General features: G+C 33.0%; 13 protein-coding genes. 8 read left to right on the top strand and 5 right to left on the bottom strand.

Going from position 1 to position 14,472, the window contains the following annotated elements:
• Positions 1 to 99 precede the first annotated feature (99 nt).
• The 7 genes from porG to ITJ86_RS10145 all read left to right on the top strand — a co-directional run bounded on the left by porG (position 100) and on the right by ITJ86_RS10145 (position 7,214).
• Positions 100 to 789 carry a type IX secretion system protein PorG gene (gene porG / locus ITJ86_RS10175; protein ID WP_195871534.1) on the top strand — a complete coding sequence of 230 codons (690 nt, stop codon included), beginning with the start codon at positions 100 to 102 and terminating at the stop codon, positions 787 to 789.
• Positions 790 to 1,530: an isoprenyl transferase gene (locus tag ITJ86_RS10170; protein WP_195871533.1), complete on the top strand. Its 741-nt coding sequence runs from the start codon at positions 790 to 792 to the stop codon at positions 1,528 to 1,530.
• Positions 1,531 to 1,540: 10 nt separating this feature from the next.
• Positions 1,541 to 4,126 carry an outer membrane protein assembly factor BamA gene (gene bamA, locus ITJ86_RS10165; protein ID WP_317190623.1) on the top strand — a complete coding sequence of 862 codons (2,586 nt, stop codon included), beginning with the start codon at positions 1,541 to 1,543 and terminating at the stop codon, positions 4,124 to 4,126.
• A gap of 140 nt (positions 4,127 to 4,266) precedes the next feature.
• A complete protein-coding gene (locus ITJ86_RS10160; protein WP_230080269.1) occupies positions 4,267 to 5,403 on the top strand; it encodes an OmpH family outer membrane protein in 1,137 nt (378 codons plus the stop codon).
• Positions 5,404 to 5,480: 77 nt separating this feature from the next.
• A complete protein-coding gene (locus ITJ86_RS10155) occupies positions 5,481 to 5,984 on the top strand; it encodes an OmpH family outer membrane protein (protein ID WP_195871531.1) in 504 nt (167 codons plus the stop codon).
• Between the two features lie 68 nt (positions 5,985 to 6,052).
• Complete coding sequence (gene murI, locus ITJ86_RS10150; RefSeq protein WP_195871530.1) at positions 6,053 to 6,832, top strand: glutamate racemase; 780 nt, start codon at positions 6,053 to 6,055, stop codon at positions 6,830 to 6,832.
• A gap of 34 nt (positions 6,833 to 6,866) precedes the next feature.
• Positions 6,867 to 7,214, top strand: coding sequence for a GTPase (locus tag ITJ86_RS10145; RefSeq protein ID WP_195871529.1), 348 nt, complete (start codon positions 6,867 to 6,869; stop codon positions 7,212 to 7,214).
• A gap of 18 nt (positions 7,215 to 7,232) precedes the next feature.
• On the opposite strand, the gene ITJ86_RS10140 is transcribed toward ITJ86_RS10145, so the two are convergent.
• The 5 genes from ITJ86_RS10140 to ITJ86_RS10120 form a co-directional block, all read right to left on the bottom strand.
• Entirely contained in the window at positions 7,233 to 7,748 is a 516-nt protein-coding gene (locus ITJ86_RS10140) for a gamma carbonic anhydrase family protein (protein ID WP_195871528.1), read from the bottom strand.
• Positions 7,749 to 7,885: 137 nt separating this feature from the next.
• The gene (rpsU, locus tag ITJ86_RS10135) at positions 7,886 to 8,080 is read right to left on the bottom strand and encodes a 30S ribosomal protein S21 (protein ID WP_195871527.1); all 195 of its coding nucleotides are present in this window, start codon (positions 8,078 to 8,080) and stop codon (positions 7,886 to 7,888) included.
• Positions 8,081 to 8,412: 332 nt separating this feature from the next.
• Entirely contained in the window at positions 8,413 to 9,276 is an 864-nt protein-coding gene (locus tag ITJ86_RS10130) for a sigma-70 family RNA polymerase sigma factor (RefSeq protein WP_195871526.1), read from the bottom strand.
• Positions 9,277 to 9,392: 116 nt separating this feature from the next.
• Positions 9,393 to 12,053 carry an AsmA-like C-terminal region-containing protein gene (locus ITJ86_RS10125; RefSeq protein WP_195871525.1) on the bottom strand — a complete coding sequence of 887 codons (2,661 nt, stop codon included), beginning with the start codon at positions 12,051 to 12,053 and terminating at the stop codon, positions 9,393 to 9,395.
• A gap of 110 nt (positions 12,054 to 12,163) precedes the next feature.
• On the bottom strand, positions 12,164 to 12,868 hold the full coding sequence (locus ITJ86_RS10120; RefSeq protein ID WP_195871524.1) for a queuosine precursor transporter: 705 nt from the start codon (positions 12,866 to 12,868) through the stop codon (positions 12,164 to 12,166).
• A gap of 450 nt (positions 12,869 to 13,318) precedes the next feature.
• On the opposite strand from ITJ86_RS10120, the gene folK reads away from it, so the two are divergent.
• Entirely contained in the window at positions 13,319 to 14,449 is a 1,131-nt protein-coding gene (gene folK, locus ITJ86_RS10115) for a 2-amino-4-hydroxy-6-hydroxymethyldihydropteridine diphosphokinase (protein WP_195871523.1), read from the top strand.
• Positions 14,450 to 14,472: the final 23 nt, after the last annotated feature.

The following is a 14,472-nucleotide window of genomic DNA, read 5'->3' as shown; positions in this document are numbered from 1 at the left end:
TACAATAATTACCTGCAAAAACTGTTTTCTGTAAGACTATTTGTGTCAAATTATTGTGCACAAATCAGAATTGTTATATTTGCAAACTTTGAAAAGTATATGAGGTGTTTTTTTCTACTTTTTTTATTCGTTTTTGTCACCGAAAATGTTGATGCTCAAATTTATGAGATTGGTATATTTGCAGGCGGAAGTAATTTTATAGGCGATATTGGTGCAACAGATTATATCGCTCCAAATCAGCTGGCATTAGGTGTGCTTGCTAAATGGAATCGAAGTCCAAGGCACTCTTTTAGAGCTTCAGTCATTTTTTCAGATTTAGAAGGCATTGATGCAAAATCTGATGATCCAAGACGACTAGAACGTGGTTACGAGTTTAATACCGATATACTTGAAATTTCACTAGGTATGGAATTTACATTTATAGAATTCGATCTTCATACAATAGGAAGCAAAGGAACACCGTATTTGTACTCAGGTATGACGCTTACGCATCACGATAATTATTATTATTTATCAAATGGTGAGCGTGTATCAGAAAATACATCGAGTTGGGCTTTTGGAATTCCTATGGTATTAGGCTATAAAACAAACATATCTAATCAAATGATCTTAGCAGCAGAAGTAGGAGCGCGTTATACGTTTTCTGATGAATTGGATGGAAGCATGCCAGATTCTGAAGACAGAGAAGCTTTAAGTTTTGGAAATACTAATAATAACGATTGGTATATGTTTACAGGAATTACATTAACTTACACCTTTGGTAGACGACCTTGCTATTGCAATTTTTAAATGAGTTTAAAAGAACAAATAAATATTAAGAAACTTCCTGCCCATCTAGCAATTATAATGGATGGTAACGGTCGTTGGGCAAAACAACAAGGCTTATTGCGCGTTGTTGGCCATGAAAACGGAACCAAATCCGTTAGGCAAACCGTTGAGGCAAGTGCAGAGTTAGGAATTAAAAACCTAACGCTTTACGCATTTTCTACTGAAAACTGGAACAGACCAAAACTAGAAGTTCAAACCTTAATGAAGCTTTTAGTAAAGTCCTTAAAGAAGGAAATGAAAACATTTGAGGACAATAATATTAAATTGTGTGCCATTGGAAATTTAAACGATTTACCAAAAAATGCACATAAGGAACTTTTAGATGTAATTGAAAAAACTAAGGACAATACAAATATGACATTAACTTTGGCGTTGAGCTATGGTTCTCGTGAAGAAATTGTTAATGTTATTAAAGAATTATCAGTTAAAGTTAAAAATAATATAATTTCTACTGAAAGTATTGATGAATCAATTATAAATAAGCATCTTTACACGCAAAATTTACCAGACGTTGACCTTCTTATTCGCACAAGCGGAGAGCAACGTATTAGTAATTTTTTGCTATGGCAAATAGCCTACGCAGAACTATATTTTACAGATGTTTTATGGCCAGATTTCACAAAGGAAAATCTATATGAGGCGCTCATAAACTATCAAAACAGAGAACGAAGATTTGGAAAAACAAGCGAACAACTTACCTAAAACTGCACTATTGAAATCATATTTTAAATTTTTTAGTGTTGTATTCCTTTTTACAATTTCATTTAACAGTTTTGCTCAAGTAGAGGGCGGAGAAACCTATTTGATTAAGGAAATTTCTGTAACCGGAAACACTAATTTTAGTGAACAAACTATTATTGCCTATTCTAAGCTTAGAAAAGATGAAGAGATTCAGGTAGGAGGTGAAAAAATTGCCAACGCCGTAAAAACATTATGGAAATCTAATCTATTTAGTAGTATAGATGTCTATGTTGTTAATATTGATGGTAATACTGCAGATTTAGAAATTCATCTTAGTGATTTGCCAGAGCTTAAAGACCTTACAATAGAAGGTGTTAAAAAAGGAAAGAAGGACGAGATTATTGATGAGAATAAACTAAAACCTGGTCAGAAAGTAACCGAAAATCTAATTGCTACAACAAAAAATTACCTTACTAGCAAGTATAGAAAAAAAGGGTTTTTAAATACAGATGTTAGAATTAGTACGTCAGAAGTCATTGACTCGGTAGAAAAGGAGCGTGTTGATATGCGTATTCTTATAGATAAAGGCGAGAAAGTAAAAATTAAGAGCATTAACTTCGAAGGCAATGAAATAATGTCAGACAAAAAGCTTCGTAAAGCAATGAAAAACACGAAGCAAAAGAAGTTTATTAGATTCTTAAAACGTTCTAAATATATTGAAGATGATTTTAGAGAGGATTTAGTCAGCGTTGTAGACTACTATAAAGAAAATGGTTATAGAGATGCGAGAATTATTTCAGACTCTATTTCATATTTAAATGAAAAAAATATTAGCCTGGACATTAAGGTTGAAGAAGGTGAAAAATACACCTTTGGAAAGATTTCATTTATAGGAAACACTATTTACTCAGATCGACAGCTATCTAATTTATTAGGTATAAAAGAAGGGGATACTTATAATGGTGTAGAATTACGAGAACGTATTGCGGATGAAACTAATCCAGATGCAAACGACATCACCAATGCTTATCAAAATTTTGGATACATGTTCTCTACTATCAATCCAGTTGAAGTAAGTGCAGAAGGTAATGTTATAGATATGGAAATTCGTATCTCTGAAGGTAAGCCTGCTTATTTTAATCATGTTACTGTAGTAGGTAATGATGTTACTAATGACCACGTTATTTACAGAGAGCTTAGAACACGACCAGGAGAATTATACAGAAAAGCTGATATTATTAGAACGATTAGAGAACTTGGGCAATTAGGTTATTTTGATGCACAACAAATTGTACCAGACATTAAAAACCCTAATCCTGTAGATGGAACTCTAGATGTAGAATATTCTTTAGTAGAGCAAGGCTCTAGCCAAATACAGCTGCAAGGTGGTTATGGTGGAGGTGGCTTTATTGGTACTTTAGGCTTGTCCTTTAACAACTTTGCTATTAAAGATATTTTTAAGAAAGATGCTTACAAACCAGTGCCTAGAGGTGATGGCCAAAGTTTAGCCTTAAGACTGCAGGCAAGTCAGTTTTTCCAAACTTATAGTTTTTCATTTAGCGAACCTTGGTATGGAGGTAAAAAACCATTTCAGTTGTCGTCTTCAATTTCGCACTCAAGACAGTTTTTATACGATAATACAACAGGAAGAGCAGATAAGAGCAAGAGCTTTAATATTACAGGTTTAACTTTAGGAGTATCTACTAGATTATCAGAACCAGATGACTACTTTATGTTGTCGCAGGCCATTAGTTACCAGCATTATGATTTACAAAATTATAACACAGGTTTATTTACCTTTGGTGATGGAACATCAAATAACTTATCTTACACGGTAGGTTTAAGTAGAAGTGACCTTAGTGTAGACCCTATTTACCCAACAGGAGGATCTAATTTCTCTGTTTCGGCGAAGTTTTCATTCCCATATTCATTAGTTAACGGTGTAGATTACAAAGCTCTAAAAGAAGATAGAGAAGATCAAAATGAAATAATAAGTGATTATCGAGCTAATCAAAACCCAACACTTCAAGAGACAGCGGCTTTTAACGATGCAAATGCTAGAGTGTCAGAGATTGATCAACAGCGCTTTAATTGGTTAGAGTTTTATAAAATTAAATTTAAAGCAGATTGGTACCAATCACTAACTAAAAAACTAGTGTTACGTCCTAGTATGGAATTTGGATTCCTTGGAGCTTATAATAATGATAGAGGCGTTATTCCTTTTGAAAGGTTCTTTGTTGGTGGCGATGGTTTAGCAAACTATTCATTAGACGGAAGGGAAGTTGTTCAGTTGCGTGGTTATCCTAACCAATCATTATCGTCTCAAGATGGTGGTTCTATTTATAGTAAATTTTCACTAGAGTTACGCTATCCAATCACATTAGGTGCACAGGCTAAAATATATGCACTTTCATTTTTAGAAGCAGGTACATCTGTAAATGACTTTAAGGATTTTGATCCATTTAAGCTTAATAGATCTGCTGGTTTTGGACTTAGAATCTTTATGCCAGCCTTTGGTTTACTTGGTATAGACTTTGGTCATGCGTTTGATAATTTACCAGATGGAACAGCTCCTAAGAAATGGGAGACGCACTTCATAATTGGACAACAATTTTAAGTTTGGCACGATATTTTCTAATTGCTTAATAACGATTTCATCATGTTGTTAAAATTTTTAATGATATATTTCGTTAAATTTGAAGATTGGTAACACAAAATGATAACACATTGAGTTTTACACAAAAAATGTCTCAAAACATGAAAACAATAATGATGAAATTTAAAGTTCTTTTTTTACTAACAATAATTGGTCTTGCAACCTGTAGTGTAAGTGCACAACGTGGAGTTAGAATTGGTTACATTGATACGGAGTACATCTTACAAAATGTACCTGAGTATACAGAAGCATCTGCTCAATTAGATCAGAAAGTGCAACAATGGAAATCTGAAATTGAAACGAAACTAAATGCCATCGAACAAAAAAAGAAAGAGCTAGATAACGAAAGCGTTCTTTTAACAAAAGAATTATACGATGAGCGTTATGAGGATATCACTTTTGAAGAAGCTGAAATTTTAGATTATCAGCAAAAGCGTTTTGGGCCAGAAGGAGATTTAATGATTCAAAAACGTCAGTTAATAGAGCCAATACAAGATCAAATTTTTGCAGCTGTACAAGAAATTGCAGAAACTAAAAAGTACGATTTTGTTTTTGATAAATCAGCAGACGTTGTAATGCTGTATTCCGCTGAGCGTTATGATATGAGCGAACAAGTGTTAAGAACCATAACAAGAACCTCTAAACGAACACAAGCAAAAAACAAGAAGGAACGTCAGGAATTAGAAGACGAAGAAGTTGTGCCAGTTGTAGATTCAGATAAAGATGCGCGTCAACAAGCATTAGAAGAGCGTAAGGCAAATCGTGAAAAGGAATTGGCAGAAAAGCGAGCAGAACGTGAGAGAGCTGCAGAAGAGAGAAAAGCGGCTTTAGAGGCTTCACGAGAAGCTAAGAAGAAGGAAGCAGAAGAACGTCGTCAAAAAGTAATTGATGAAAGAAAAGCGAGATCAGAAGCTACTTCTGATGACACAGAAACAGTTGTTGAAAGCAAAACAGACAGTACAGCAAAAGCTGGAACAGTTAAAAAAATAGATAGTATAAAAGTTGAAGGCACAGTTAAAAAGGATTCAATTAATTCTAAAACGCCTAAAACAGCAGCAGAAATTGCGGCAGCCGAACGCGCTAAAAAATTGAAAGATAGAGAAGCGCGCCAAAAAGCATTAGAGGAAAGAAAACAAAAAATAATAGAACAACGAAAAAAAGCACGTGAAGAGCGTGAAGCACGAGTAAGAAGAAACGATTCTATAGCAAAAGCTAAGAAAAACGAAGACAATAATTAACAATTTATAACACGTAATACAATTAAAATCAAATGAAATCAAAGATTCACGAAAACAGAAAATTAAATAGATTGGACATGAGTAAACATTTCAAAACTTTATTATTTGCAGCAGTACTTTTTATTGGAGCTACAAGTTTTACAACAGCACAAAGTAACGTTGCCCATATAAACAAGCAAGAATTAATAAAAGCAATGCCTGCTTATGCGCAAGCTCAATCTGAAATTGAGAAACTGAGTCAAACGTATCAAGCAACAATTCAAACGTCACTAAAAGAATTAGACGTTAAATTAAAGCAATACAATTCTGAAGCTGAAACACAGTCTGAGCAGACTAATATGGATCGTATGACAGAAGTAGAAGGTATCAAACAAAGTTTAGGTGAGTACCAGCAACAAGCACAGAAAGATTTACAAGAAAAAGAATTTAACCTTTTAAAGCCAATTGTTGAAAAAGCAGATAACGCTATTAAAGCAGTAGCTAAAGCTCAAGGTATTCAGTATGTTGTAGATTCTGCAATGCTAATTGTAGCAGATGGTAAGGATCTTATGGCAGACGTTAAAAAGCAATTAGGATTGTAATAATTCTAAATTAACAAAATATATAAAAAAAGTCGCTTATTGTTAAGCGACTTTTTATTTTTGTAGTAATGTGTAATAGACCAATTGGCATATTTGACTCTGGAATTGGAGGTACTTCTATCTTTAAGGAGATTCATGAGCTATTACCAAATGAAAGTTGTATCTATTTAGCGGATAGCAAAAATGCACCTTATGGTAACAAGTCTACAGATGACATCGTTCAGTTAAGTATTAAGAATACTGAATATCTTATTAGTAAAGGGAGTAAAATTATTGTTATCGCTTGTAATACAGCAACGACAAATGCCATAACTTACTTAAGAGCCAATTATAATGTTCCATTTATAGGTATAGAACCAGCCATAAAACCAGCAGCTTTAAACACACAGACAAAGGTTATTGGTATTTTAGCAACTAAAGGAACGTTAAGCAGCGAGCTATTTCATAAGGCTTCAGATTTGTATTCTAAGAATATAAAAATTATAGAACAGGTAGGTGAAGGTATTGTGCCTTTAATTGAAAAGGGGCAATTAGATTCTGAAGCCATGCAAATGTATTTAGAAACCTATTTAGAACCTATGTTAAAGCAAGATATAGATTATTTGGTTCTAGGTTGCACGCATTATCCTTACCTCATTCCTAGGCTAACTAAAATGCTTCCAGATCATGTAAAAATTATTGATTCTGGTAGAGCAGTGGCAAAACAGACGCAAACCGTATTGTCTCAACTAGATGTTCTAAATGATTCAACTGAACAACCAAGTATTCAGTTATTTTCAAACGGTGATATTTCAGTACTAAATTCAATTTTAGATTATAAATTTGATGTGGCTTATTTAGATTTTTAGTAAGGTTTTCATTTAATGCCCTACTAACCTAAGTATGAAATTACTATTTATTTATAATGCTAACTCAGGCAAATTAAATGCCTTGTTTGATGCAGGTCATAAACTTATGAGTCCTTCAACCTATAAATGTTCATTGTGCGCATTAACGCATAACACGTTTTCAGAAAATCGTAGTTGGAAGGAGTTTAGAGCAGAAAGTAATCTTGATATGGAATTTTATCACAAGGATGAGTTTGAAACAAAATTTCCTAATGTAAACATGACCTATCCTGCTATTTTAAAACACGAGGCACAGCAAATTTCAACAGTTTTAAATGCTGATGTTTTAAATAAAATATCAAATGTTGAAGACTTAATAGTACGCTTGAAACTTCAACTTTAAAATGATACCATTTAGTCGTTATTCCTTAAACCAACTGGAATATTCAACATAATTATTAGCAATTCTATCAATCTCGCCAGAGATTAACGCCTTACTAATATCTTTTACTTTTTTTGCAGGCACTCCGGCATAAATACTACCAGATTCTACAACTGTATTTTTGGTAACTACAGCACCAGCAGCGATTATACTATTGCTTTCTATCACGCAGTCGTCCATAATAATGCTTCCCATACCAACGAGTACATTATCTTTAATGGTACAACCATGCACAATGGCATTATGGCCAATAGAAACGTTATTACCAATGGTTGTAGGTGATTTTAGATAGGTCGCATGAATGACCGCTCCATCTTGAATATTCACCTTGTTGCCCATTTTTATAAAATGTACATCTCCTCTAATTACAGCATTAAACCAAATACTACATTGTTCGCCTATAGTAACATCTCCTAATATAGTTGCATTTTCTGCGATAAAACAATCCTCTGGAATGTGTGGTTGCTTTCCTCTTACTGATTTAATTATTGGCATAATTTATTTTTTAATATGTTCTGTTTGGTTTTAAAACCTTCAAGATAAAATGAAAATTTGAAGTAATCAGAATTTATGGTATAAAAAAAGAGCAGCACAAGTGCTACTCTTTTAGTATTTTGGTATATAAAAAGTATCTATATATCTTCAGCGTCTCTTAAACCTTGAATATATTCAGCTTTCTGAATTTCTCTTCTTCTTTTTACAGAAGGTTTTGTAAAATAACGTGATTCTCTCAAGTTTTGCATAATCTGCACATTTCTGTGTTTACGCTTGTAACGCTTAAGTGCACGTTCTATATTTTCTCCTTCTTTGATTTCGATTTTAATCATTATCGATAATATTTTTGTTAACTAATTCTTGCAAATGGTCGGCAAATATATGCTAACTATTTGAAAATAAAAAATTAATTCAAGGTTTTAGAATAATATTTTTCATTGGTGTCTGAAAAATGACAAAAGACCACTTCGCTTTTAGAACCAGGAACAAAGATTTAACTCTTGCTAACGAACAAAACGCAGTTTTTTAAAAGAGAATTTATGCTCTATTGTTAGCTTTAAAATTTAATCTAATGACTAAAACTTAAAGTCCACCTGTTGAACGTACAACTGACCAAGTCTTAATTCTTGTATCTAAAAGCGTAGCGGTCTAACCGTCTTTTTTATTATCCTAAATATGTCTTTAAAATCTTACTCTTACTTGCGTGTCTTAATCTTCTAATCCCTTTTTCTCTAATTTGTCTAACACGCTCACGTGTTAAATCGTAGATACTTCCAATTTCTTCAAGTGTCATTGGTGGTTGGTCGCCAATTCCGAAATTTAAACGAATAACATCACTTTCCTTTTGAGTCAAGGTTTCAAGTGCACGCTCTACTTCTGTATTTAAAGACTCTTTCATTAACTCTTTATCTGGTCTTGGTGATTCACCAGAACTTACCACATCGTACAAACTAAAAGTCTCACCATCTTTTAATGGAGCATCCATAGAAAGGTGACGACCAGAGTTTTTCATAGATTGTTTTACCTCACGAACACTTATATCTAGTTCGCCAGCAATTTCATCTGCGTTTGGCGGTCGTTGATTAACTTGCTCTAAATGAGAAAATGCTTTATTAATCTTATTAATAGTACCAATCTTATTTAATGGTAACCTTACAATACGCGACTGTTCCGCCAAGGCTTGTAAAATTGCTTGTCTAATCCACCATACAGCATAAGAAATAAACTTAAAACCTCTAGTTTCATCAAAACGTTTTGCGGCTTTAACTAAACCTGCATTTCCTTCATTAATTAAATCTGGTAATTTTAAACCTTGATTTTGATATTGTTTTGCTACCGAAACAACAAACCTTAAGTTGGCTGTTGTTAGTTTATCTAATGCTGCTTGATCACCTTTTCTGATAAGCTGTGCTAATTCCACTTCCTCATCTGCGGTAATCAACGGAATTTTACTTATATCCTGTAGATATTTATCTAATGATTTATCCTCTCTGTTGGTTACCTGTTTGGTGATTTTTAACTGCCTCATATATCCTTTTTAAAATTTAGTGAACCTTCAATGTAACCAAATTATTAAGAAAAGCAAATAAATGTGTAATTATTAACATTAATTGGCAAAAAATGATTACTTTTTCAGTTCGTAGATTACATATCGGTTGAATCTGCCTCCTTTTTGTTATTTTTCTTTCCGCCTAAGAGTCCTCCTAAAATATTACCAACACCTTCTTTAATCTTATCCTTATTTTCTTGTTTTGTACTGTCTGCCTCTGTCATTGTAGCCGTAGAGTCTGTTTTAGTAGTGTTATCATTTCCACCAGCTAAACCACTTAATAGGTCTTTAACTTTATCTTTTCCTTGACCAATTAATTTTTGTTTTTCAATTTCAATTAATTGTTTTGTTAGGTTAGTGACACCACTCGTTAAATCTGTTTTAATATTTGGACTAGCAAATGTGCCACCAATATTCGCAGTTACAGGTACGGTTAGATTATTTACCTCATTATCATCAATCTTGCCAATTAAACGATTCACTTCACTTCCTAAATACTTAGCAGGTACTTGTAAAACGGCACTGTAATTCATGGTGTTTGAAAAACTGTGAGATCCAGAAACTTCAATAGGAATATCTTTATAATTAAGAGTAAATGGTTTTACAGAAACCTGTCCGTTATCAAAACTTAAATTGGTCTTAACATCTTTTAAATCTAATTGATCGAAGTCTATAAAATCTAATTTACTGTCTAAACTTGTAAGCAAAGGACTATTATTCGCATCAACTTTATTAGTTAGAATTTCAGCTAAAGCACTACCAGACATTGTTGTTAAATCTGGCGAAAAACTTTCGTCTAAAAATCCACTGACATCAATGGTAGAGTTTAGTTTTCCTTGCAATATTTTAGCTATTGGTGCTAAGGCTTTCAACATTTCTAAATCATTAAACGATTGTGAAATGTCGAAGTTTTGCATGCCTAACTTCACATCAAAAGCTGGTTTGTCTGATTTCGTAGACACATTACCATTAATTCCTAATTGACCATTAAAAATATCTGTGGTCATGTTTTTTAGATTCGCATTTTGGTCTTTAATAATGAGTTGTCCTTTTACATTCTTTAAATTTAAATTATCATAAACAACCGTATTTGCATGGGCTGTGATGGTACAATCTAAAAAATCTGGAATTTTGAGTGATTCAGCATCAGACGTTGTTTTGTTCGATGTTTCTGTTGCCGTTTCATCTTCAACCATAAAATCTGAAAGCGCAAACCTATTGGAATTTAAATTAAAATTACCTTCAAGCTTTTTGTCACTTAATAAAAATCCTAATAAGTTATTAATACTTCCTGTTGCTGAAAAATCACTTGTTCCTGTTAATGCATCAAAACTATTTAAGCTAACCGTTCCTGGTTTAAACGTTAAATTGGCTTTGTTAATTTGAATAGGATTCACAATATCTTCAGACGAAAATATAAAGTCGGAAATAGAAACACTACCGACATTTTTTATGCGTTGATAAGCATTGGTTTCAATGGCGTTCATGTCAAAAGAGGTATCTATATTTCCTTTTAAAATACCACTCAATTCGTTTTCTAACTCAACAGGATACGCTTTTGTAATATTCGCCAAATTTAAAACACCATCTAATTTGGCTGCAACCAACATGTTTTTGGTGAGGTTTTTTATTGAAGCTTCAGACTTAAAAACATCCTCATCTACTTGAAAATTCAATTTATTGATGTTAACAAAGGTATCATCTACATTTCCTGTAGTGTTTTTTACTGAGGCATCAATTGAAATATTTCGAACACTTTTTGGAAGGTCAGGAAACTTGAAGGATGCATTATCTGAATTTAGATTAATATCTAAAGTTGGTATAGTGTCATCTGAGACTAATCCTTTAACAATTCCGTTAACGGTAAAGTTTCCTGTGGTATTGACGTTCTCAACATTTTTAGCATACGTTTTTGGAATAATGGCTAAAAAATCTTTGAATGACGCTTCTGGATTCTTAAAACTGATATCAATTTGTTGTCCTGCTTCAACAAGTTGCACAAAACCTTCAAACTCTAAAGGCAAAGCATTGATGTAGCCTGTGTTCTCTCTAAATGTATATTTCTGTTGCTCTAAGTCGAGGTCAATAAGCGCATCTAATTTAATGCTGTTGTTGCTTAAGTATTCTGTACTGTCCATTGCAAACGTAATATTTGCTTCTGTATTTGTATCTAATTCCGATTTTCCACCAGAGAAAATACCTGTTCCATTATGGTTAATTTCGCTAAGATAAAAGGTGATGTTAGAGGTGTCATCTATATAAGTAAATGCACTATTGTTAAGCTCGTAGTTATCAATATCAAAGCTAAAACCACTAGAATTTTCTGTGTCTGTAGGTGTGGTTTCAGATTCACTTTCTTTAACAATATCGTAATTAACAGCACCTGTTTTGTTAGTTTTTAGGACTAAAAGCAGTTCATTGGCAATTATTTCATTGACTTCAAGAGGTTCTTCGGTACCTTGTAATAATTGCATAACACCCATTTCAAAAGACAGTGACTTTGCGGTTGCTAAAGTTTCGCCTTCAAAAGGAGCACGATTAGTTATTTTTAAATTATCGACGCTAATTTCGGCTTTAGGAAAACTACTGATAAGACTTAAGCTAATATCATCGAAAGATAAGTTGGCATTCAAGTTTTCATCTGCATAATTCTGAACAATAGTATCTACTTTAGATTCTAAAACAAATGGAATGGCAATAAGAATCGCAATAAATATGAGTAAAACGATTCCGATAATTTTTAAAAATTTCTTCATAAGGTGTATTATTGTTTTTAAAACTGTGTCTTTTTATATATACGCAAAATTCTGTATAAAAGTTGCTAATATCAATAAGTTTAAGAAGATTTTAGTGTTTTGCTTAGTGGTTAAAGTAAATTTATTTCCTCATTTAGTTTTAACTTGAAGCGTTTCCTAAATAGATACACGCCAAGGTATAAAAACGGTGTATCTAATAATGCGACTAAAACCTTAAAAGCAAAGCCGCTTACGAGCAGGCCTGCGAAGTTTTTCCAATCTATAATGCCGAAGGTACACAGCAAAAACAGAATTGTAAAGGTGTCTATAAATTGAGACAACCAAGTTGAAAAATTATTTCGTAACCATAGATGTTTGCCTTTAGTTAGTCGTTTCCAGAAATGATAAATTTGAATATCTACAAACTGCGCAAATAAATACGTTACCATACTGGCAAAAACAGCAAGAGCCGTGTTTCCAAATACTTTGTTAAATAGGGTGTCATCGACGTAAGACCATTCTGTAGCAGGAACGCTTGAAGCGGTATAGATAATTAGAAGTGAAAATAATGAAGCGAAAATGCCCACAATCACAATGTCGTTTGCACGCTTTTTTCCATAAATCTCACTGATTAAATCTGTAATTAAAAAGGTGATTGGATACGGTAAAATACCAACCGAAATCTCAAATAGTTTAGATCCAAAAAATTCAACTTCAAAAGGATGCCAATAAAAGAATTTTTGAAAAATTAAGTTAGAAACAACAAGCGATGTTATAAAAAGACCACCAAGGATGAGGTAAATGCGTTGCGCGAGTAATTTGTCTTTTAATGGCATATTTGGGAGTTGGTAGTTTGTTTTGTGTAAATATAAGGGATAATTCTGAGGGAAGACGGAAGAAAAAGTCCGAAGACAGAGGCGGACTGTGAGATGTTGGTTTGAAGAAAGTGGTATGAAGTTTAATGCTCTCAAACATACTAAGTCGTAAAGAAAAAACATGTAAGTTAACTGATGTTGAGTTGTTTGTTGTTAAGCTGTAGGTTCTGGAAAGAAGTTTTAACGGTCTTTTAATCTGTTCTATGTGGAAAATATTTTGGTACTAATATTTTTTACGGCTTGAGATGCAATTTTATTTTTGGATAATTACTGTTTGTCTGCTAGTTCGACTTAAGTCTTCATTCTTGGTTCTAACAGCCAAGCGGTCTTATATCTTTTTTAAACATTTATCAACAAGACGAGCATATCATTAGCATAATAGATTTTGTTTTAGTTATTTTTGAAGTTTCAATGAAGCCAACCAAAACCATTCACATAGCATTAGGAAGTAACAAAGGGCACAAATTGCAATATTTGCAATCTGCTGTAGATGCTATTTTTGAACGTATTGGTGCTGTTAAGAAGATTTCTAAAGTTTATAAAACGCCAGCTTTGGGATTTGAAGGTGACGACTTTTTTAATGCTTGTGTAAAGGTTGAAACTGAATTGAAGCCAAAAAAGGTTTTAAAAGAATTACAAACTATTGAGTCGGATTTAGGACGAAAAACCAAAACGACAAAAGGCTATGAATCTCGAGAAATAGATTTAGATATTTTGTTTTTTGAAGATGAAGTAATTGAAGAGAAAACATTGATAATTCCGCATCCTCGACTTCAAAACAGGAAGTTTGTTTTACAACCGTTGGTAGATATTGCAAAAGATGTTGAGCATCCACTATTAAAAACATCCATTGAAGACTTATTATTAGAATGTAAAGACGATTCGGAAATAGAACCGGTTAATATTTGGCTTAAAAACCCGAAAAAAGCCTACACGTTTAACAATTATAATTACATCGCTTTAGAAGGTAATATTGGTGCAGGAAAAACGAGTTTGGCAAATAAGATTTCTAATGATTTTAATGCGAAATTAATTTTAGAGCGTTTTGCAGACAATCCGTTTTTACCAAAATTCTATAAGGAACCAGAACGTTATGCCTTTACTTTAGAAATGTCTTTTTTAGCGGATCGTTACCAACAAATTAGTGACGATTTATCGCAACTGGATTTGTTTAAGGATTTTATGGTGAGTGATTATGACGTGTTTAAATCGTTAATATTCTCAAAAATAACCTTGCCAGAAGACGAGTTTAGGTTGTACAGAAAGCTTTTTTACCAAGTATATAAAGATATTGCCAAACCAGATTTATACGTGTATCTCTATCAAAACACAGAAAGACTTCAGGCAAATATTAAAAAACGAGGTCGTAATTACGAAAAAGACATAAAAGACGATTACCTCGAAAAAATAAATGCAGGCTATCTTGAGTTCTTAAAAAGCCAACAAGACATGAATGTTAAGATTATTGATATTTCGGATCGGGATTTTGTGAAGTCTCGTGAGGATTATTTGTGGTTGTTGAGTCAGATAAATGAGTCCTGAGATGTTTGTATACGATAGGCAGT

Origin of the sequence: Winogradskyella marina, assembly GCF_015645385.1 — a bacterium.
GTDB lineage: Bacteria > Bacteroidota > Bacteroidia > Flavobacteriales > Flavobacteriaceae > Winogradskyella > Winogradskyella marina.
Note: the sequence above shows the minus strand (reverse complement) of the source record. Positions and strands in the feature narration are given on the sequence as shown.

Coding starts and splice junctions, on each gene's coding strand:
- porG (WP_195871534.1), top strand. CDS start 100: ATGAGGTGTTTTTTTCTACTTTTTTTATTCGTTTTTGTCACCGAAAAT.
- ITJ86_RS10170 (WP_195871533.1), top strand. CDS start 790: ATGAGTTTAAAAGAACAAATAAATATTAAGAAACTTCCTGCCCATCTA.
- ITJ86_RS10160 (WP_230080269.1), top strand. CDS start 4,267: ATGAAAACAATAATGATGAAATTTAAAGTTCTTTTTTTACTAACAATA.
- ITJ86_RS10155 (WP_195871531.1), top strand. CDS start 5,481: ATGAGTAAACATTTCAAAACTTTATTATTTGCAGCAGTACTTTTTATT.
- murI (WP_195871530.1), top strand. CDS start 6,053: ATGTGTAATAGACCAATTGGCATATTTGACTCTGGAATTGGAGGTACT.
- ITJ86_RS10145 (WP_195871529.1), top strand. CDS start 6,867: ATGAAATTACTATTTATTTATAATGCTAACTCAGGCAAATTAAATGCC.
- ITJ86_RS10140 (WP_195871528.1), bottom strand. CDS start 7,748: ATGCCAATAATTAAATCAGTAAGAGGAAAGCAACCACACATTCCAGAG.
- rpsU (WP_195871527.1), bottom strand. CDS start 8,080: ATGATTAAAATCGAAATCAAAGAAGGAGAAAATATAGAACGTGCACTT.
- ITJ86_RS10130 (WP_195871526.1), bottom strand. CDS start 9,276: ATGAGGCAGTTAAAAATCACCAAACAGGTAACCAACAGAGAGGATAAA.
- ITJ86_RS10125 (WP_195871525.1), bottom strand. CDS start 12,053: ATGAAGAAATTTTTAAAAATTATCGGAATCGTTTTACTCATATTTATT.
- ITJ86_RS10120 (WP_195871524.1), bottom strand. CDS start 12,868: ATGCCATTAAAAGACAAATTACTCGCGCAACGCATTTACCTCATCCTT.
- folK (WP_195871523.1), top strand. CDS start 13,319: ATGAAGCCAACCAAAACCATTCACATAGCATTAGGAAGTAACAAAGGG.